Genomic DNA, 19,307 nt, shown 5'->3' on the forward strand with positions numbered 1-19,307 from the left:
CGCACCGGTAATCATGTTCTTAACATAGTCGGCGTGGCCCGGGCAGTCAACGTGCGCGTAGTGACGGTTCGTTGTCTCGTACTCAACGTGAGCCGTGTTGATCGTGATACCACGCGCTTTTTCTTCAGGCGCCGCATCAATCTGGTCGTAGCCTTTGGCTTCGCCGCCAAACTGCTTGGACAAGACCGTTGTAATCGCCGCTGTCAGCGTTGTTTTGCCATGGTCAACGTGACCAATCGTACCAACGTTTACGTGTGGTTTGGTACGTTCAAACTTACCTTTTGCCATTACCGACTCCTGAAGATTGGGGCTGGATAAATAATTAAAACGCTCGTGGTGCCCATGGCGGGAATCGGACCCGCGACCTCTCCCTTACCAAGGGAGTGCTCTACCACTGAGCCACATGGGCAAATTCTTTCTAACAACGTGTCCGGATCGTATAAAAACCTACGTACATACGATCAGAACACCGGAAACCAGGCGGGATGGAGCGGGTGAAGGGAATCGAACCCTCATCATCAGCTTGGAAGGCTGTTGCACTACCATTGTGCTACACCCGCAGGATCCTGAAACGTTTCCTGCATTCGCAATTTGTTATTGTTGAAGCGGTATTATTTTCACATACCGGTATTGCCACGGCTACTGCTAAAGCGGGAAAGTCTGCAACAGACAAAAAACTGCAAATCTGGGCAAATTCACTCACTCCGGCAGCCACTGGCTAACAAAAGCCTTCACAAAGAACAAATTCGGCTGGTGGTGGAGGTTGGATTCGAACCAACGTAGGCGTAAGCCAACAGATTTACAGTCTGCCCCCTTTAGCCACTCGGGCACTCCACCAAGAGAACTACGGATTATGTAGGATTTAAGACTGGCTGTCAAGCGTTATTTGCAATCAACATGCAGGATCCTGACATAGCCGGTCATTTTTTCAAAAGTGTCGGAAATTTGCTGCATATTGCCGCGGATTTTCGCTCCGGCGCGTCAATTTTCCAGAATATTGCCCAGGCCCTGCTTTTCCAGCAGGGAGTTCAGATGCTCCCAGCCATGAAAATCGATCAGCAGCTGGCCCTTGTCCTTGCTGCCCAGCTTCAGGCTCACCCGGGTGCCCAGATGATCCGAGAGCGCCTCTTCCAGGCGTTCCACGTCCCGGCTGACCGCTTTGGGTTTGGCCAGTGCCTTGCCCTGCCCTGCCTTGCCTGCCTGGTTGACAAGCTTTTCAGTCTCCCGGACAGACAATTGCCGCGCCACCACCTGATTGGCCAGAATGATCTGGGTTGCCGAATCGACGGCCAGCAAGGCCCGGGCATGACCCATATCCAGTTTGCCCTCCAGCAGGAACGTCTGGACCGGCTGGGCCAGGTTGAGCAGCCGCAGCAGATTACTGGTCAATGACCGGGAACGCCCGATGGCCTGGGCAGCCTGTTCATGCGTGAACTGAAAGTCGTCGATCAGCCGCTTGACACCGTGTGCCTCTTCCAGCGGATTCAAGTCTTCCCGCTGAATATTCTCAATCAACGCCATGATTGCGGCATTTTCATCCGCTACCTCACGCACGAGCACGGGTACTTCCGCCAGGCCGGCCAGTTTGGCAGCCCGAAAACGCCGCTCGCCGGCAATAATCTCGTATTTTTCCGGCTGGTCACCGGCAATCGGACGTATCAGGATGGGCTGCATGATGCCCTGGCTACGTACCGATTCCGCCAGTTCATTGAGCGCCGCATCGTCCATGTGAGTTCGCGGCTGGTATTTGCCGGCACGAATCAGGGTCAGAGGCACGCTGGTAGGCAGTTCAACCCCCTTCTTTTCATCGCGGGACAAATCTTCAATGACATTGATGTCATTGCCCAGCAAGGCGGACAGACCGCGGCCCAGCCCTTTGGCTTTCTTTGCCGCAGCAGGCGCTGCACGGGTGGCCGATTTTGTGGTGGTTTTGGCTGCCGTTTTGCGGGCTGTTTTTGATGACGCTGTTGCCATGATTTCCTCTATTGTTCCTTATCCATTGCTTTGACGCGCTTGATGACTTCGGCACCAAACTCCCGGTAGGCTTTTGCGCCCCTGGACGACTTGTCGTACAGGATGCCGGGAACGCCATGACTGGGCGCTTCAGCCAGTCTGACGTTGCGCGGCACCACCGACTTGAACACGTTATCGCCAAAATGCTCAAGTAATTGCTCCGACACCTGCTGTTGCAGGGTCACGCGGGCATCAAACATGACACGCAACAAACCGATCATCTTTAAATTCGGATTAATGTTCTTGTGAACCCGCTTGATGGTGTTGACCAGATCCGATAAACCTTCCAGCGCGAAATACTCGCACTGCATGGGAATAATCACACCATGAGAGCAGGCCAGCCCGTTGAGCGTGAGCAGCGATAATGTCGGCGGGCAGTCTATCAGGACAAAATCATAGTCCTGCGCCACTTCGCCAATCGCATCTTTCAGGCGATGCTCCCGGCTTTCCATCTCAAACAAATCGAAATCGGCACCGGACAGTTCGCGGTTGCCAGGCAAGACATCGTACCCGCCCGCCTCTGCACGTACCCGCACGTCACGGATATTGGCCTGGCCAATAAGCACCTGATAAATGTTTAAGCTTAAACTATTTTTATCAATGCCGCTGCCCATGGTCGCATTGCCTTGCGGATCCAGATCAACCAGCAGCACCCGTTTCTTGTGCTGTGCCAGGCTGGCAGCCAGATTAATTGCGGTGGTTGTTTTACCCACCCCTCCCTTCTGATTTGCGATACAGAATGTACGGGGTAATTTTATTTCATTTGTCATATTTTCCTACTTGCTGCAACCATACAAGACAACGCTCTGCATCCAGCTCCGGTACGTTCAGTTTCTGAACCCGGCTCACTGTCCACTCGCCCTTTTGCTCCAGCTGCGACACCTCTTCAGATGCCAGCCGCCCTTTCATTGCTACCAGATGACCCTGCTCGCCGACATGCCTGCCAGACCAGTCGCTGAAATCGACAAGTGAGGCAAAAGCGCGTGAGATAACCAGATCGGCATTAGCCGGTGCCTTGCGTTCAATACGGATATGTTCGGAGACCAGATTCGGCAATCGAAGCACACTCGCAGCCTGCCTGATGAATGCCGTCTTTTTTTCCACCGCATCAATGCAACACACCTGCCAGTCAGGTCTCATTATAGCCATGACTGCCCCCGGCAGGCCACCACCCGAGCCCACATCCAGCACAGAAATTTGCTTCCCCTGGTCAAATAGATCATCCAGCGGAGCAATAACTGACAGGCTATCGAAAATATGCTGAACCAACACTTTTTCGGGATCACGCAAGGCGGTCAGATTGTAAACCTTATTCCATTTCAGCAACTGTTCCTGATATGAGTTCAGCTGCTGCGCCTGCACGTCACTGATGGTCAGACCCAGGGACCTGGCTGCTGCCATAATGCGCATCTGTGGCGCTACTGCGTCGTTACCTTCCTTCATGCTCATTTAATCAATCCGATCATTCGAAGCCACTGCTGCCTCTTCATCCTGTTTGCTCCCTTAACCTTTGCGCGTCTATCTCGAATGTTCATATTCTGGATGCTCGCATCTTGAATGGTTCACGCTCCGAATATGCCGACACAAATGTACCTGTCCGAATGTTCTCATTCCGGTAAGCCATTCAGGTTGGCTAAATCAGACCACCTGAAAATACTGACGCGCACTTAAATTTAATGTTCCACGTGGAACATCCCATCTAGTGTTCGCTCACAGCCATACCTGGTTTGCGTAACGTTTTCGCTGACAACTGCATCCGTTTCAGATGAATAAGCAGAATGGAAATGGCTGCGGGAGTCACACCGGAAATACGGCGCGCCTGCCCAACCGTTTCGGGTCGCGCATCTTTGAGTTTCTGTCGAACTTCAAAGGACAGACTGCTCACAGAATCATAATCCAGCTCGGCCGGAATTTTCTGCTCTTCCAGATGGCTTTGTCGACGGACTTCTTCTTGCTGCCGGGCTATATATCCAGCGTACTTAACCTGAATCTCGACCTGTTCTTTCACTGCCCCATTCAATGGCTGATCGGAAGCCAAACGGGTTCCGTCTGCCGTCTGTGCATTCATCAGTCCTTCATAGGTTACCGAAGGACGTTTGAGCAAGTCTGCCAGCGAATAATCCCGTTCGATCACATTCCCCAGCAATTGCTCTGACAACGCTGGACTGAACGTGCGCGGAGACACCCGCGTGCCGGTCAGGCGCGCAACCTCCTGCTCGACCGCATCACGTTTACGACTGAACGCATCCCAGCGTTCATTATTGACCAGCCCCAGTTGGCGCCCTACTTCGGTCAAACGAAAATCAGCATTATCTTCACGCAGACTCAAACGGTATTCTGCCCGTGAAGTGAACATACGATAGGGTTCCGTAACGCCACGTGTCACCAGGTCATCCACAAGCACACCCAAGTACGCTTCGTCACGCTTGGGCGTCCAGGGATCCAGATTCCGGGCTTGCCGGGAAGCATTCAGACCAGCAAGCAGGCCCTGCGCGGCAGCCTCTTCATAGCCTGTTGTCCCGTTAATTTGCCCAGCAAAAAACAGACCCGAAATAACCTTTGTTTCCAGACTGCGTTTCAGTCCACGTGGATCAAAGTAGTCATATTCGATTGCATAACCCGGACGCAACACATGTGCGTTTTCCAATCCAGGCAGCGTGTGAATCAAATTCAATTGAACATCGAATGGCAGACTGGTTGAAATCCCGTTAGGGTAAATTTCATTGGTTAACAGCCCTTCTGGCTCCAGAAATATCTGATGAGAATCCTTATCTGCGAATCGATTGATTTTGTCTTCTATTGAAGGACAATATCGAGGACCAACGCCGTCGATCACCCCCGTGTATAAGGGCGACCGGTCCAGACCTTGGCGAATAATATCGTGCGTCTGGTTATTGGTATGTGTAATCCAGCAGGAAACCTGACGCGGATGCATATCAGCAGAGCCAAGATAGGAAAACACGGGAACGGGATCCGTATCGCCGGGCTGTTCTTCAAGTTTGCTGAAATCAATGCTTCGTGCGTCAATACGCGGTGGCGTACCTGTTTTGAGCCGCCCTTGTGGCAACTTCATCTCTTTCAGGCGCTGCCCAAGGCTAATTGCCGGCGGATCCCCTGCTCTACCCGCAGAATAATTATTCAGACCGACGTGAATCAGACCATTCAGAAACGTTCCCGCAGTCAGAACCACAGTTTTGGAGCGAAAGATAATTCCAATCTGAGTCTTTGCACCGACAACACGATCGCCTTCCAGAATAAGATCATCTACTGCCTGCTGAAAAAGCCAGAGATTTTCCTGGTTTTCCAATCTTGAACGTATGGCCTGCTTATACAACAGTCTATCGGCCTGAACGCGTGTTGCACGCACTGCAGGACCTTTTGAACTATTAAGCATTCTGAACTGAATCCCGCCCTCATCTGCTGCAATAGCCATTGCCCCACCGAGCGCATCGATCTCCTTAACCAAATGCCCTTTTCCAATGCCCCCGATCGAGGGATTGCAGGACATCTGTCCCAAGGTTTCAATATTATGAGTCAATAAAAGGGTTTTAGATCCCGAACGTGCAGCAGCTAAGGCGGCCTCGGTACCAGCGTGGCCACCACCAACAACTATGACGTCAAATTCGTCTGGGTAGTTCATCGTGTTCTTTATGTCGTAAATATAGCGGAATGTTCCACGTGGAACATTTAAAAGATTTAAGGATGAATGTTATTGTAATCAGAAGAACGAACAAAAAACATTCAATAATTTGTTCCACGTGGAACAAATGTGGATAAGTATGTTGATAACAAGGGTATATGCAGTGGATATATAGGTATTATTTGTGCATAAGATTACCAACATTCAGGCATAATAAGGATTATAGCCCTGTTGATAAAATTAATACAGTACGAGACGCAAAAAGTGATTACACGTATTTCTTCGAAACTTCCAGCAGTTGGAACCACAATTTTCACCGTAATGAGCAAAATGGCCGCCGATTTCAAGGCCATAAACCTGGGTCAGGGCTTTCCGGACTTTGAACCAGACCCAAAACTGGTTGAACTGGTAACTCAGGCCATGAAAACCGGGCACAACCAATATCCCTATATGCCAGGCGATCAGGTGTTGCGAAGCAATATCTCAAAAAAAGTCGAAACGCTTTACGGTCACAGATATGATGAAAACACCGAAGTCACCGTAACGAGCGGGGCAACGGAAGCGCTGATGGCAACAATTATTGCCGTTGTTAACCCTGGCGACGAAGTCATTGTGCTTGAACCATGCTACGACTCGTATGTTCCCGCGATTCGACTGGCGGGGGGAATTCCGGTTTTTGTCCCGCTAACACCGCCGGACCAAGAAAATAATACCTATCGGGTGGACTGGGACAGGGTAGGGGAGGCTATCACTCCCAAAACCAGATTAATGATGCTGAATTTTCCGCACAATCCTACGGGGATCACGCTTAAAAGCGAAGATCTGGATGCGCTGGAAACCATAGTAAACAATACAGAGGTTTTGCTGCTGGCAGACGAGGTCTATGAACACATTGTTTTTGATGCCAAACCGTTTTTAAGTCTGTGTACCCGTCCAGCTTTGGCTGCCAGAACTTTTCTGATTTCGTCCTTTGGTAAAACCTACCATACCACTGGTTGGAAGATGGGATATTGCTGCGCGCCAGCAAACCTGACCACCGAGTTACGCAAAGTGCATCAATTTATGGTTTTTACCGTAAGTTCTCCTATGCAAGTTGCGCTCGGTATTTATATGGCGGATGCCTCAACATATTTGACCCTGCCATCTTTTTATCAGGAAAAACACGATTTCCTCTATGAAGGTTTGAAACAGACACGTTTCAAACCCATACGCAGCCAGGGTACTTTCTTCCTTTTGGCAGACTATTCAGCCATTTCCAAAGAAAAGGAGCTTGATTTTGCGAAGTGGCTGACTCAGGAGAAAAAAGTGACCTTGATTCCCGTCTCTGCTTTTTACCGAAGTCCGGAAGAGGATGCTTCAAACCATAACTTGGTTCGATTCTGTTTTGCCAAGAAAGAGGAAACCCTGGAGCAGGCTTTATCGGTGCTCAAGCACCTCTAGTTATTAATCTTTTTGAATATATAACAGATTAAGAGATAGATACTCTGTGAATATGTTGAAACTGCCAATTTTGAAAATATATTCAATGACTTAGCGTGCATTTTGCTTGGTGAAGACCGTGCTTTTGAACGGTGTACAAAAATGAACAACTTTGGCGTCTGAGCATAACCGAGGGTTTATCAAGTTTTGATACATAAGTTATGCACAATGGACACCCCAGAGCTTATCCACAGGGCAAAAACACGCTAATGTCGCGTTTTCAAGGAGTAAAAGCGGTTGTGAAAGGGCGATTTTTTCGGATTTTTTGAAGGGTTTTTAGTGTTTTTTGAATCAATGCCAGGCCAAAATTTCTGTACTCTGATAAGAGCGGGCGGGTATGCAGGGAAGGGCAGTTGTTTCAGAAAAGGGGAATGCACGAATCATTTCTGGTCACAAGCCAGCTGGTGGTGCACAAAAAGCGGATTCAAAACGGCTTAAAAATAGACCCTGGTTAATGTCAGAAAGCGGGTCGTTTGGTTAAAATCACAGCCGCAAGCAGCCTTAATCACGTACCCGGGCAATCCTGCTTATAATCCATGGTAATCATTCAAGGCGGCGGTTATACCGCAACGCAGCATCCCGGCGATGGTGCGAGCCACAGACATCCAACCCGTTTTAGATTAATTCGATACAGGAGTCACCATGGCCTACAACAGTCAGAACATCTTTGCGAAAATTCTCCGGGGCGAGGCGCCATCCTTCAAAGTGTATGAAGACGAACATACCTTTGTGATGATGGATATCATGCCGCAGACGAAGGGGCATCTTCTGATTCTGACCAAGGAGGAGGCTGAAACCTTGCTGGATCTGTCCGTGGAAGGCGCTCAGGCTTGCGTGGCAACAGCAAAAAAAATCGCGCCAGCGCTGCTGGAAGTCACTAACGCGGACGGCTTTGTTATGTCGCAATTTAACAATGAGGTTGCGGGTCAGACTGTCTATCACGTGCATTTCCATCTGGTTCCCCGCTATGCTGGACAGAAAGTCGAGCGGCACAGTGCAGTTAAGGGGAATATGGACGAAATCGCCGAACTTGGCCGTCAGATCGCAGCAGCAATCAAGTAAATAGATAAATAATCAGAGAGGCGGGCAGAGCTGCATTTGACCGCCTATTGTCCCACGTGACAACAGGACTTGCCCCTGGCAACGGCGGCTCGGGGAAGCGTTCTTTTACCCCGCTATTAAAGACGGGTTTCGTCGCCGGCTGATGTTTTTCGCGGTTCTGTGTGCTTTGTGACGGAAGCTGAACGACGTTTTCGTTTGAATCTGACACGATTTTTGCGCTCTTTATGTACGGTAATTCCTTCACCGGCTTTCGCGTCGAGTTTATAGAACCAGTACGCGGCGGCAACGGATAGCAAGCCAATTACCCAGAACCCGGTATGAATATCGCCAATTGAAAGGTGGCTGGCGCCTCTCATTTGCATGCTCAGATCCAGAGTGACCGTGGCGATGCCCATGCCCAGGCTGATGCCAATCTGCTGCGCGGTCGCCGAAAAGGAACTTGCCTGACTCATTTTTTCCGGTTCAATATCGGCAAAGGCCAGGCTGTTGACGCCCGTGAACTGCAGGGAGCGGAAAAAACCACCAATCAATAGCAAGGTTCCCATCAGCAGCACTGGCGTGCTTTCAATGAAAAAAGCGTTTGTAATGGTCATCAGGCCGGTCAGTGTGCCATTGATCAGCAACACTTTACGAAACCCCCATCGACCGAAAACAGAGGTTGCGATAAATTTCATCATCAACGCCCCGATCGCCATGGAAAAAGTAATCATTCCACTGGCCAGGGGCGAATAGCCAAAGCCGATCTGAAATAGCAGCGTCAGCAAAAATGGCATTGCGCCGACGGACAGACGGGTCATGTTGCCGCCCACCACGGCGGCAGAAAACGTTGGGATCTTCAGGAGCGAAAGATCAATAATCGGGGCAGGGTGGCGCCTGGCATGGTGGATATACAGCATGGAGCAGACCAATCCTGTGCCCAGGAGCAGCAACGGATAAAGATATCCATGAGTATGATTACCAATCGCTTCGATGCCAATCACGAATGTGGCCATGCCGACCCCGCTCAACAGAAAGCCGACCCAGTCCAGGCGCGGCTTTTCTTCACTGCGAAATTCAAGGACATATTTCAGGATGAGGGCAATACCAATAGCAGCGATCGGAATATTGATCAGAAAAATCCAGTGCCATGATGCATAGGTCACCAGAAAGCCGCCCAGGGGAGGACCCAGAATGGGGCCCAGCAGGGCAGGAATAGAGAGGAAAGAGGTGGCTTTGAGGATCTGGTTGCGCGGGATGGTGCGCAACATGATAATCCGGCCGACCGGAACCATCATTGCACCTGCAATACCCTGGATGAATCGCGATATGGTAAGCGACATGAGATCCCAGGACAGGGCACATGTCAGCGAAGTCAGGGCGAAAAGAGAAATGGCGAAAATGAACAGCCGCCGGGCGCCGAACCGGTCAGCAGCCCAGCCACAAATGGGAACAAACACAGCTACGGCAAGCAAATAGGACGTAATTGCCACGTTCATGCGTACCGGCGTTGAATGCAATGAGACCGCCATCATGGGCAGGGCGGTCGCGACGACGGTGGCATCGAGCATTTGCATGAACAGCGCGCAGCCAACAATAAAGGGGACCAGTTTGACGGCGATGTCCTGCTGGACGAGATCGGGGCTTTTCATGAAAGTTTATATTTGTTGGAAAGTAAGCGGTATAACGGACCCGTAACAAGTAATACAAAGACCATTCGAGATACGTGAAAGGCCGTTACAACAGGGGGGCTCAGCTGCAACACTTTGGCGGTAATAGTCATCTCTGCGATACCGCCCGGGCTATTTGCCAAATACAGGGTTGCCAGCGGAATATCGGAAATCAGGGTCAGCAGCATGCAAAAGAGCAGCGCCAATCCCAGCGAGCCGACGCAAACAAGGGCTACGATTCCCAGGTACTTCGGTGCGCGCCGAAAAAAATCCGGCCCGAACTTGTCCCCCAGAGACCAGCCAATGAACATCTGGCCGACGTGTTGAATCTCCGGGGGAATGGTGGACAGCTCGATATGATTGCTGGTCAGCACTGTCATGATGAACAGCGGCCCAAGCACCCACGGATTGGGAATGCGCAGTTTTCCAAACAGAAAACCGAACACACTTGTGATTGCGACCATTTGGGCGAAACCGCCGTAGGAAAATGCAAGCGCGCTTGTGGCACTGACAGTCAGACCGTGCAAGCCGAAGAATTTATACACAAAAGGAACGGTTACCACCACCAGCAATACGCGCAGACTATGGGCAGAGGCGACACGGTCTATGCGTGCGTGATTGCGCTCTGCCAGATTGGCCATTTCGCTTGCGCCGCCAATGGCCGACGCGAACCAGGCGGTCTTGAAATCGACGTCGCCCAAGCGTCGCAGGGAAAATGCTCCTGTGCATCCCAGGAACAGGGCAAACAGCATGCCCATCACAATTGCAAACGTGTTATCCAGAACAATGTGCAGCACTTCTTCTGTGAAATACAGTCCCAGAGATGTGCCAATCACCCATTGGCCCATGCTTCGAAATATGACATGGGACTGGGTTCGTGCGCCGCGCAATTTGCTGATGGCGGTTATCAGTAACGGGCCGATCATCCAGGGCAATGGCAGGTGTAGCAAGTTCGCCAGCAAAGCACCGGCAAGTGCGAACAGAAACCCGGCCAAATAGCGCTGCATCATATTCTTCAGACGATCGAAATACTTGTGAAGCCTTCATTGTACGTATTCGCTCAAGAAAATGCGAAGGAAAACTGTATAAATTTGAAAGTCTTATAGAAGAGTTGAACGATAACGTGGTTTACTTGCCAAGAAACGCAAAGTCTGACGATTGACTGAACAAACGCAGGTGTCTCTGGGTTTACGCTACGCAAAACAGATAGATGAGAATCAGATCAGCCGCGATTGATTGTTATGATCGGGCGTGTTCATCAATGAGATGAATAAGCTGGCGAACAGGTTCCTTCAGATCAGCTTCGTGCCGGTGAAGCAAACCGATTTCGCGATAAAAAGTGTGTGCACCCAGATCGATTGCGCGCACGCCTGGCGGCCAGGTTGCAAATGCCGCGGTTTGAGGAAAAAGTGCGACGCCGGCCTGATTTTCAACCAGCATGACAATCGCCTCCAGTTCATCACACTCGCAGATCTCATGAAGTGTAATGTGCATGCTTCGTACAAATCGATCGACCTGCCGGCCACCGAAAGAAGCGCGATCATAACGAATGAAGGGCTGTTCCGACAGCAGGCGCAGCCAGTCATTCCCGGTGACATCGCGCGGAACGATTAACCTGAAGGGCTCGCGCGCCAGCGTTTGCCATTGCAGCTCACTTTGCAATTGAAATGGTGGCCGCACAATGGCCGCCAGGTCCACGTCGCCAGCGTCAACCAGGTTCAACATATCCATGGAGACGCCTGGAATAATACGGGTATGACAACCGCCATAGGTGTTGTGAAATTGTGCAAGCGCGCCAGGTAACAAGGTGCGCTGCAAAGTTGCAATTGCGCCCACATTAATTTGTACGCCGGTTGAGGTACTCACAGGGCTTGCACCCAGATTGCTGTATAGCTGGAGCAATTGCTGCGCCTGCTGGAGCAGTTGCAGTCCCTTTTCATTGATCTTTGCAGACCGCCCCTGGCGATCGAATAAAGCAAAGCCAAGGTCCGCCTCCAGACGCTGCATTTGAGCGCTGACAGCAGCCTGGGTCAGGCCGATCTTTTGTGCCGCACCGGCAAAAGTGCCTTCACGCGACACAACGACAAAGGTTTTCAGTTCCCGGATCATGACATTTCTTTATATAAAAAATATTTGTATATATTACAAATATATATTGATTTTATTTTTCTAATACGAAGTCTACAATAAAAACGATTCTTATCGTCGCTTTGCTGACGAGGCGCTCTCGATTGCGTTTTTTTCACAGATGCAATATGCATAGCGCTTTATGTCGGGCACTGCCGCAACTCACTTTTAACCAGGAAATACAATGAGTCTGTCTCCTTTTCATCTGGCCATTCCCGTTTACGATCTGAATGCCGCTCGTCATTTTTACGGACATGTCTTTGGATTGCCCGAAGGACGCTCCAGCGACCATTGGGTTGATTTTGATTTCTATGGTCACCAGTTGGTGATTCACGAGCATCCGAAAACGCCTGGCCAGCAGGACGCGCACACCAATGCCGTAGATGGTCATAACGTGCCCGTACCGCATTTTGGAATCGTACTTGAATGGGACCAGTGGGAATCGCTGGGTGAGCGCCTCAAAGCGCACGACATTGAATTTGTGATAGAGCCCTATGTCCGATTCAAGGGGGAGGTCGGAGAGCAGGGCACGATGTTTCTGTTCGATCCCTGTGGCAATGCGCTGGAATTCAAAGCATTCAAGGACATGAGTCAGTTGTTTGCAAAATAGGGTTGTATGGTCTACGTACCTTTGATTTGAGTACGCAACTGTGATTTGAGCGTGGTCATGGTGTAGTTGACTGAAAAACAGACGGACAGCCAGGAAAAAGGCGAAAAAAATGCCCGCACAATGTGCGGGCAAGTGGCTGAGATTTAATTCTATCACTATTTGTGAAAAAGTCTATGGTTTCTGGCGATAAGCTAATTCAGTTGTCATAAGAGGAAAAAAACGGGGCAAAGGCATCAGCACCTGGGGCGTGTTCTCGCTGGGGGGCACACGTTGGGAAAACCGGTTCGTTATGAACTGGTGGCCACCGGCGAACGAGCAGTGCACCATGTTGCCGGAGAGGGGGCTTTGAAAATATGGTCGCTGGTGACTCGGCCTGCCATCACGACTGTCATCGCTCTGATGATTTAACCCGGCCTTGGGCGTTTTAGAAGAATTGTTGGCAGATTTTCCCGAGTAGCGGTTCGGAAATACCCGGCGAAATAACCGATATAATAGGCTAACTTCATCGATTTCAAGCCTATGTCTGCACCTGCCAACGATCCCATTGCTGCCATTGCCTCCGCGCCAGGTCGGGGGGGCATCGGCGTTATCCGTATTTCCGGCCCCGATCTGACAGGTGTGATTTCGCAGCTGTTCAGCCGCGAACTTGCCGCCCGTCACGCCTATTTTCTGCCTTTCTGCGATAGCAAAGGGCAGCCCATTGATGAAGGTATTGCCCTTTATTTTCGTGCACCGCACTCCTATACCGGGGAAGACGTCCTGGAGTTACAGGGACACGGCGGCCCGGCCGTCCTTAAACGGATACTGGACCGATGCCTGCAGATTGGCGCGCCTTTGCGCATGCGCCACGCGGAGCCGGGCGAATTCACCCAGCGCGCGTTTATGAACAACCGCCTGGATCTGGCCCAGGCCGAAGCCGTGGCCGACCTGATAGACGCCTCATCCGAAGCAGCTGCGCGCAGCGCGATGGCATCGCTCAGCGGCTCGTTTTCTGCCCAGGTCAACAGTCTTGCAGACCAGATTATTCATCTACGCATGCTGGTTGAAGCCACGCTGGATTTTCCGGAAGAGGAAATTGAATTTCTGGAAAAATACCAGGCCCGTGAGACCCTGGGGGGCATCATCGGCGATATGGCCGAACTGGTACGGCAGGCGCGGCAGGGAATGATTCTGCGCGAAGGCCTGCACGTCGTTCTGGCCGGCCAGCCCAATGTGGGCAAATCCAGTTTGCTCAACGCCCTGGCAGGTGATGATATTGCCATTGTCACCCCCATAGCGGGCACCACCCGCGACAAGGTCACGCAGCAGATTCATATCGAAGGCGTGCCTATTCATGTGGTGGACACTGCCGGCTTGCGGGATACAGACGATACGGTCGAAAGTATCGGTATCGCGCGCAGCTGGGCAGAGATCGAAAAGGCAAATGTGATTATTCATTTGCAGGATGCGCGCACGCCCAACGATGAACTGGATGCGGGCATTACCCGTCGTCTGCCGCAGCGCACGCCTGTACTGGAGGTTTTTAATAAAATTGACCTGCTTGATGATGAGGCGCTCAAGTCATTGATAGCGCGTCCTGCGGCTGAAGGCAATACGGCTAAAACCCACGAAGTGTCGCGGATCCTGATTTCCGCTGTCCATGAAACCGGGCTGGACGTATTACGCAGCAAATTGCTGCAGATTGCCGGATGGAATCCGGGTGCGGAGTCGCCATGGCTTGCGCGCGAGCGTCACCTGGAAGCATTGCAAAAGGCCGCGCAGCATTTGCTCAATGCCAAGGAGCACGCCGCGCAGAATGATCGTGTGCTCGATTTGTTTGCTGAGGAGTTGCGTCTGGCTCATGAGGCGTTGTGGAGTATTACGGGGCAGTTTTCCAGTGATGATTTGCTGGGGGAAATTTTTTCGAATTTTTGTATTGGGAAGTAAAAAAGGGATAAAACATGGGAGCCTGACCTTCCTCATCTCGGATGAGGAGAGGGCAGTACCGTGGGTAATCGACATTCACGCATGAAGTGAGAGCTTGTTGGATGCCTGTGATGAGCATAGTTTGGTAAAGTCCTCCATTGCCTTCGCCTTTCCGGCTTGCACTGCTTCTGATCCAAGCGCCATCCCCTGCGCTGAAAAGAACCGCAAGTCATGTAACCCGACCGTTGCCAGAATCGCTTTCAGATATGGCGTTAGAAAATCCGGCTGGCGGCTGCGTTCGCTGCCAAAAAAGCCGCCCGATGCAATCGCAATATAAACAGGCTTGTCCTTCAGCGTTCCCACTTTCCCTTCAGGCGTAATATTGAAGCTGCGGTTGACGCGCACGATCAGATCAATCCACGTCTTGAGAGAGGCGGGTACAGTGAAGTTGTGCATGGGGGTGCCGATGACGACGAGGTCTGCATTCTCGAGTTCACGAATCAACATCTCGGATGCCGCCAGCGATTCGCTGGATGGCATGTCGTCAGTGCGTCTTGCTGCATTAGCCAGGGCGTGGGCATACGCGCCATCAATGGACGAGGTCGCATGTTGGGCCCAGTCTCGACGGGCAATCTGGCTGACCGTATGTTCGCAGCACAGGCGATCGACGATCGCTTGCGACAGTTGTGTGCTTTCGGATTGCTCGCCTCGCGGGCTGAATGTCAAATGTAATAATTTCATATTTATTCCGTGGTAGATGCACTTTTTTCAATCAGAGGCATGCTGAAATGCATGCCGTGCCCGAGCAGGCCCTGGCGAAAATAAAAGCGTTGAGCCAACGAGTTGCCTATACCCGTATCCAGGACGAGTCGGGTACATTTGGCATCCCGTGCGATGTCCTGTAAAGCCGATAGCAAACGGGCACCGCAGCGCTGGCCCCGTTCCGTATCCAGTGTGACCAGGTCATCAACGTACAGAAACGGGCCATAAATCAAATTCTCCTGCAGACGATAGCCTGCAAGTGCGATTACATTTGTACTGTCGAGTACCGCCAGGATACGATAGCTCGCGTTTTGTTGCATGCGTTGTACACGTTCCAGCAGGTCATCGGCATCGTTCAGGTGAGGGCGCAGTTGTTGCATGACGGGGAAGGCGGAACGGATCTGGTCTGCGTTATCCAGATGGGCAAGATGCGTATGTTCCGATAGTCTATCCAAAGAAACGTTCCTGCCGATTGTAGAGGCAATGTCGTTGCTTGCCACGGTATCTGTCATGATCGATTTCCTTTTCAATTGTGATAATTGCTCTATGCAGTTATGGTAGCCGTCGTATGCCATAATCTGAAGAGCCAAGAACCGTGATATGGAGTAGTCCATGAATCAAACGCAGCGTTATGGTTTGTCCGCTTTGGATCCGCAGGGCACTGTGCCGCTTTATCAGCAAATTTATCTGCGCCTGCGCCATGCCATTACCGACGGGCTGATTGCGCCAGGTGAGCGTATTCCCGCTGCGCGCGCCCTGGCAAAAGAACTGGGGCTGGCGCGGGGGACGATTGAATCGGCCTACGGTCTGCTCGCTTCGGAAGGGTATGTACAGGCGCGAGGACAGGCCGGGACGGTGGTGATGCCCGGTTTGGAGCATCGGCCTGCAGTGAATGCGGAGGCATTGCAAACGCAATCGCCAACGGATGCTTCATTGCCCGCGTTGCCCCGGCAGTCCGCTGTTCCCCCATTTCAAATGGGGTTGTCGGCATTGGATGCGTTTCCTCGCAAGATATGGGCCCGGCTGGGCGCCCGGTGTGCGAGGGCGACAACGCCAGAAGATATGGTCTATCCGCCTTATGGCGGCACGACAGCGCTCCGTGAAGCGATTGCCGGCTACCTTCGTGTATCACGTGGCATCGATTGTGTACCGCAGCAGGTATTCATTACCTCGGGTTACCGGGAAACCATTCATCTTGTATTGCGCACGCTGCTGAACGCCGGAGACCGGGCGTGGGTGGAGGATCCTGGTTACGAGCCTACCCGGAATGTGCTGAGAAATTCGGGCATTGAGCTGGTTCCGGTACCGGTAGATGAGGAAGGTATTCAGGTTGAGGAGGGGATGCAAGAGGCGTTCGATGCGCGCCTGGCGGCTGTGACGCCGGCGCATCAGAGTCCGTTGAGTGTGTCGCTGTCTCTGGCGCGGCGTCTCGCCCTGTTGGACTGGGCCGAACAAAGCAATGCATGGATTGTTGAAGATGATTACGATGGCGAATATCGATATATGGGCAGACCTTTGCCGGCACTCAAAAGCCTGGACGCCGCAGGCAGGGTGATTTACTCTGGCACGTTCAGCAAGGTCATGTTCCCCAGTATACGGATTGCCTATTTCGTTGCACCTGTCGAGCTGGTGGGCCGGTTCAACGATACGGTACAGATTCTGGGTGGTGGTGTGCCTGCATTGGAGCAGGCGATCGTGACGGCGTTCATGAAAGAGGGCCATTTCAGTCGTCATATTCAGCGTATGCGCCGGCTGTATGGGGAACGACGCGAACAGGTTGCCGGCGGACTTATGGACGTGCTGGGCGAGCGGCTGCGTATTGACTTGCAGCCAGGTGGAATGCATTTGATTTTGCGACCGCTTGAGAATAAACCAATGGATGACCTGGCCATAGCCCATCGCATTCGAGAGCAGGGCATGTTTGCGCACGGCCTGTCCGGCTGGTATTTGAAACCGCCTGTCAGCCATGGATTACTGATGAGTTTTACCAACGTTGCCTCACGTACAGCGGCGCAACAACTGGGTCGGCGTATTTTGACCCTGCTTGATGAATGAGGGGGCGATGCAAGCAGCTGTTATGGTATTTGTCCATTTGCGGCTGACCACTGATAGACGGCCGGGGATTAACGGGCAGAGGATCGATGGGCAGATGATGGACTGCCTGATCGCGTATGGCCTACTCAAAATCACCCATCTTGGCTCTTTTCTCTGGCCATGCGCAGCATTAATATCACACTCATGGTTCACCAGTGGCCTACACTACATTGAGTAGAACCCCAGTACCGCCAAATGCTTCCTCAGGAGAGGGAGAGCATCCATGATTATGCAAACTACCGGAGTCTATTATGCAAGCCAGATTTGATTTTCCCAAGACCGCCCCTGCCGTTTATAAAGCCATGTGCGCGTTGGAGGCGGCCGTTATGCAGCATCCCGAACTTGAAAAGCCATTGGTTCATTTGATCAAGATCCGGGCTTCGCAGATCAATGGTTGTACATTCTGCGTCAATATGCATTTGCATGAAGCGCGAGAAGATGGGGTGAATTCTCAACAGCTTGATCTGCTGTGTGTATGGCGCGAAGCGCAGGTGTTCAGTCCCAAGGAACGAGCGGTGATTGCCTGGGCCGAAGCGGTGACGCTTGTTTCGCAGACCGGTGCGCCTGACGAGGATTACAACGCCATGCGCGAGTTCTTCTCTGAAGCGCAGATTGCGGCGTATACCCTGGCAATCGTGGCGATCAACGGATGGAACCGCCTGGTGCTGACCGCAAGAACGGTACATCCGGTCAGTGCCGCTGCGCAGAAGGCTGCTGCGTGATTCTGTTAGCCTGAGTGTTCATGTCCTGAGCGCTCATGCTGCCGATATCATGACGTGGTATTGCAGATCCAATTCACGTCATTTTTTTATTGATCTCCTGCTGCAATCACAATTGTGATTACACCATCACAGCTTGTGCCGGAACAGCCATGCTGCCAGCGGCATGGTGACAAGCGTAATACCGATAAATGGCACAAAATCATGCCACAACAGCGTAAGTGGCGCACCTTCCAGGTAGATCCGTCGTACCAGGTCAATGGCGAAACGCAATGGATTGGCGTATGTAGCGATCTGCATGAAATGCGGCATATTGCTCACCGGCGTTGCCAGCCCCGACAACAACGTCAGTGGCATAATCATGACAAAGGTATAGAGCATGGCCTGTTGCATGTTCGCCGAGAGCGCCGAGATGGACAGGCCAATACCGACGATCGTAATCATGAACATCAGCATGGCCAGCAGCAGCGCCCAGAAGCTGCCCGCCATCGGAATATCGAACCAGTAGAGCGATATGAGCAACACCAGCATGGCTTGCGACAGTCCAATGGCAATGGAGGGTAGCGCCTTGCCGATCATGATCTGCAACGGCGTATAGGGCGTCACAAGCAACTGATCGAACGTCCCTTGCTCGCGTTCACGCGCAACCGAGAGCGCCGCCAGCATAATGGTTTGTATCATGCTGAGCGAGGCGATCAGCGCCGGCACGATGTTCCAGCGTGACTCCAGATTTGGGTTATACCAGGCGCGCGAGCTGATGGTGACTGCAGGCTTGTTGTTCAATGTACCATCGCGCTGGTTGTAGGCCGAGACGATGGCCTGCAGTTGACCCGCGGCTGAGCCGGCCGTGGTGGAATTGCGGCCATCCAGAATCACCTGCAAAGGTGCTGAATGGCCTGCCGATAGCAGGCGTTCAAAGTCAGGACTAAAATGCACCACCAGCAGGGCGGAGCCCGTGTCAATGACATCGGAAATCTGGCTGGCGGAGTCAAGGGTTGCTACCCGGTGAAAGACGCCGGTGCCGTCAAAACGGGCAATCAACTCGGTGGACGCGCCGCCGCGGCTTTCATCGAGCACAGCATAAGGCACATTGGTCAGGTCAAAATTGGCGGCATAGCCGAACAGCATGCTCTGCAGGATAGGAGGCACGATCAGGATCACGCGGTTGGCCGGATCCTTGAGCACGGCAATGAACTCTTTCTGGCACAGATTGGCCAGGCGCAACAGATAGTGGAAAAAAGCCAGCATTG

The 19,307-nt window shown here is 52.0% G+C and carries 17 protein-coding genes and 3 tRNA genes; 6 read left to right on the forward strand and 14 right to left on the reverse strand.

The annotated features are described in order from the left end of the window. The 8 genes from W822_RS46605 to mnmG form a co-directional block, all read right to left on the reverse strand. Window positions 1-288 (reverse strand): GTP-binding protein (locus tag W822_RS46605; RefSeq protein WP_024004233.1); only part of this gene is annotated, 288 nt, incomplete at its 3' end. Between the two features lie 46 nt (window positions 289-334). Then, window positions 335-409 (reverse strand) — tRNA-Thr (locus W822_RS29835). Window positions 410-486: 77 nt separating this feature from the next. Continuing rightward, window positions 487-560: transfer RNA gene (locus tag W822_RS29840), tRNA-Gly, on the reverse strand. A 191-nt stretch (window positions 561-751) separates the two neighbouring features. Next, window positions 752-837 (reverse strand) — tRNA-Tyr (locus W822_RS29845). A gap of 144 nt (window positions 838-981) precedes the next feature. After that, window positions 982-1,974, reverse strand: a complete 993-nt coding sequence (locus W822_RS29850; RefSeq protein ID WP_024004234.1) for a ParB/RepB/Spo0J family partition protein — start codon at window positions 1,972-1,974, stop codon at window positions 982-984. An 8-nt stretch (window positions 1,975-1,982) separates the two neighbouring features. Continuing rightward, window positions 1,983-2,783: a ParA family protein gene (locus tag W822_RS29855; RefSeq protein ID WP_024004235.1), complete on the reverse strand. Its 801-nt coding sequence runs from the start codon at window positions 2,781-2,783 to the stop codon at window positions 1,983-1,985. Beyond that, entirely contained in the window at window positions 2,773-3,456 is a 684-nt protein-coding gene (gene rsmG / locus W822_RS29860) for a 16S rRNA (guanine(527)-N(7))-methyltransferase RsmG (RefSeq protein WP_024004236.1), read from the reverse strand. Before rsmG ends, W822_RS29855 begins: the two co-directional genes overlap by 11 nt. Before the next feature lie 256 nt (window positions 3,457-3,712). Further along, window positions 3,713-5,653 carry a tRNA uridine-5-carboxymethylaminomethyl(34) synthesis enzyme MnmG gene (gene mnmG, locus W822_RS29865; protein ID WP_024004237.1) on the reverse strand — a complete coding sequence of 647 codons (1,941 nt, stop codon included), beginning with the start codon at window positions 5,651-5,653 and terminating at the stop codon, window positions 3,713-3,715. Between the two features lie 264 nt (window positions 5,654-5,917). Between mnmG and W822_RS29870 the strand changes: the two genes are divergently transcribed. Further along, the gene (locus W822_RS29870; RefSeq protein WP_301280268.1) at window positions 5,918-7,093 is read left to right on the forward strand and encodes a methionine aminotransferase; all 1,176 of its coding nucleotides are present in this window, start codon (window positions 5,918-5,920) and stop codon (window positions 7,091-7,093) included. A 681-nt stretch (window positions 7,094-7,774) separates the two neighbouring features. Then, window positions 7,775-8,194: an HIT family protein gene (locus W822_RS29875; protein WP_024004239.1), complete on the forward strand. Its 420-nt coding sequence runs from the start codon at window positions 7,775-7,777 to the stop codon at window positions 8,192-8,194. 116 nt (window positions 8,195-8,310) lie between these two features. Here the strand turns inward: W822_RS29875 and W822_RS29880 are convergent, their stop codons facing one another. From W822_RS29880 to W822_RS0123330, 3 genes are all read right to left on the reverse strand, one after another. Continuing rightward, window positions 8,311-9,822, reverse strand: coding sequence for an MFS transporter (locus W822_RS29880; protein WP_051401616.1), 1,512 nt, complete (start codon window positions 9,820-9,822; stop codon window positions 8,311-8,313). Further along, entirely contained in the window at window positions 9,819-10,850 is a 1,032-nt protein-coding gene (locus W822_RS29885; RefSeq protein WP_367379356.1) for an AbrB family transcriptional regulator, read from the reverse strand. Before W822_RS29885 ends, W822_RS29880 begins: the two co-directional genes overlap by 4 nt. Window positions 10,851-11,079: 229 nt before the next feature. Beyond that, window positions 11,080-11,949 (reverse strand): LysR family transcriptional regulator, encoded by an 870-nt coding sequence (locus tag W822_RS0123330; protein ID WP_031242256.1) that lies wholly within the window; start codon window positions 11,947-11,949, stop codon window positions 11,080-11,082. A 202-nt stretch (window positions 11,950-12,151) separates the two neighbouring features. Between W822_RS0123330 and W822_RS29890 the strand changes: the two genes are divergently transcribed. Together W822_RS29890 and mnmE are read left to right on the forward strand one after the other, a co-directional pair. Next, window positions 12,152-12,577, forward strand: a complete 426-nt coding sequence (locus W822_RS29890) for a VOC family protein (RefSeq protein ID WP_024004242.1) — start codon at window positions 12,152-12,154, stop codon at window positions 12,575-12,577. Window positions 12,578-13,096: 519 nt separating this feature from the next. Continuing rightward, entirely contained in the window at window positions 13,097-14,503 is a 1,407-nt protein-coding gene (gene mnmE / locus W822_RS29895) for a tRNA uridine-5-carboxymethylaminomethyl(34) synthesis GTPase MnmE (RefSeq protein WP_024004243.1), read from the forward strand. Between the two features lie 75 nt (window positions 14,504-14,578). Here mnmE and W822_RS29900 read toward each other — a convergent pair whose 3' ends face one another. Beyond that, on the reverse strand, window positions 14,579-15,223 hold the full coding sequence (locus W822_RS29900; protein WP_024004244.1) for an FMN-dependent NADH-azoreductase: 645 nt from the start codon (window positions 15,221-15,223) through the stop codon (window positions 14,579-14,581). A 2-nt stretch (window positions 15,224-15,225) separates the two neighbouring features. Further along, on the reverse strand, window positions 15,226-15,756 hold the full coding sequence (locus W822_RS29905; protein ID WP_081724297.1) for a GNAT family N-acetyltransferase: 531 nt from the start codon (window positions 15,754-15,756) through the stop codon (window positions 15,226-15,228). 100 nt (window positions 15,757-15,856) lie between these two features. On the opposite strand from W822_RS29905, the gene W822_RS29910 reads away from it, so the two are divergent. Continuing rightward, a complete protein-coding gene (locus tag W822_RS29910; protein ID WP_024004246.1) occupies window positions 15,857-17,299 on the forward strand; it encodes a MocR-like pyridoxine biosynthesis transcription factor PdxR in 1,443 nt (480 codons plus the stop codon). 290 nt (window positions 17,300-17,589) lie between these two features. Next, entirely contained in the window at window positions 17,590-18,060 is a 471-nt protein-coding gene (locus W822_RS29920) for a carboxymuconolactone decarboxylase family protein (protein ID WP_024004248.1), read from the forward strand. A 126-nt stretch (window positions 18,061-18,186) separates the two neighbouring features. Here W822_RS29920 and W822_RS29925 read toward each other — a convergent pair whose 3' ends face one another. Then, a complete protein-coding gene (locus tag W822_RS29925) occupies window positions 18,187-19,305 on the reverse strand; it encodes an ABC transporter permease (protein WP_024004249.1) in 1,119 nt (372 codons plus the stop codon). Window positions 19,306-19,307: the final 2 nt, after the last annotated feature.

Source organism: Advenella kashmirensis W13003, from assembly GCF_000506985.1.
Classification (GTDB): domain Bacteria; phylum Pseudomonadota; class Gammaproteobacteria; order Burkholderiales; family Burkholderiaceae_B; genus Advenella; species Advenella kashmirensis_A.

What these genes read in the sequence shown, in the direction of transcription:
- W822_RS29885 (WP_367379356.1), bottom strand. Translation starts at nt 10,850, where the DNA reads ATGATGCAGCGCTATTTGGCCGGGTTTCTGTTCGCACTTGCCGGTGCT.
- rsmG (WP_024004236.1), bottom strand. Translation starts at nt 3,456, where the DNA reads ATGAAGGAAGGTAACGACGCAGTAGCGCCACAGATGCGCATTATGGCA.
- mnmE (WP_024004243.1), top strand. Translation starts at nt 13,097, where the DNA reads ATGTCTGCACCTGCCAACGATCCCATTGCTGCCATTGCCTCCGCGCCA.
- W822_RS29855 (WP_024004235.1), bottom strand. Translation starts at nt 2,783, where the DNA reads ATGACAAATGAAATAAAATTACCCCGTACATTCTGTATCGCAAATCAG.
- W822_RS29925 (WP_024004249.1), bottom strand. Translation starts at nt 19,305, where the DNA reads ATGCTGGCTTTTTTCCACTATCTGTTGCGCCTGGCCAATCTGTGCCAG.
- W822_RS29875 (WP_024004239.1), top strand. Translation starts at nt 7,775, where the DNA reads ATGGCCTACAACAGTCAGAACATCTTTGCGAAAATTCTCCGGGGCGAG.
- W822_RS0123330 (WP_031242256.1), bottom strand. Translation starts at nt 11,949, where the DNA reads ATGATCCGGGAACTGAAAACCTTTGTCGTTGTGTCGCGTGAAGGCACT.
- mnmG (WP_024004237.1), bottom strand. Translation starts at nt 5,653, where the DNA reads ATGAACTACCCAGACGAATTTGACGTCATAGTTGTTGGTGGTGGCCAC.
- W822_RS29900 (WP_024004244.1), bottom strand. Translation starts at nt 15,223, where the DNA reads ATGAAATTATTACATTTGACATTCAGCCCGCGAGGCGAGCAATCCGAA.
- W822_RS29920 (WP_024004248.1), top strand. Translation starts at nt 17,590, where the DNA reads ATGCAAGCCAGATTTGATTTTCCCAAGACCGCCCCTGCCGTTTATAAA.
- W822_RS29880 (WP_051401616.1), bottom strand. Translation starts at nt 9,822, where the DNA reads ATGAAAAGCCCCGATCTCGTCCAGCAGGACATCGCCGTCAAACTGGTC.
- W822_RS29890 (WP_024004242.1), top strand. Translation starts at nt 12,152, where the DNA reads ATGAGTCTGTCTCCTTTTCATCTGGCCATTCCCGTTTACGATCTGAAT.
- W822_RS29905 (WP_081724297.1), bottom strand. Translation starts at nt 15,756, where the DNA reads ATGACAGATACCGTGGCAAGCAACGACATTGCCTCTACAATCGGCAGG.
- W822_RS29910 (WP_024004246.1), top strand. Translation starts at nt 15,857, where the DNA reads ATGAATCAAACGCAGCGTTATGGTTTGTCCGCTTTGGATCCGCAGGGC.
- W822_RS29850 (WP_024004234.1), bottom strand. Translation starts at nt 1,974, where the DNA reads ATGGCAACAGCGTCATCAAAAACAGCCCGCAAAACGGCAGCCAAAACC.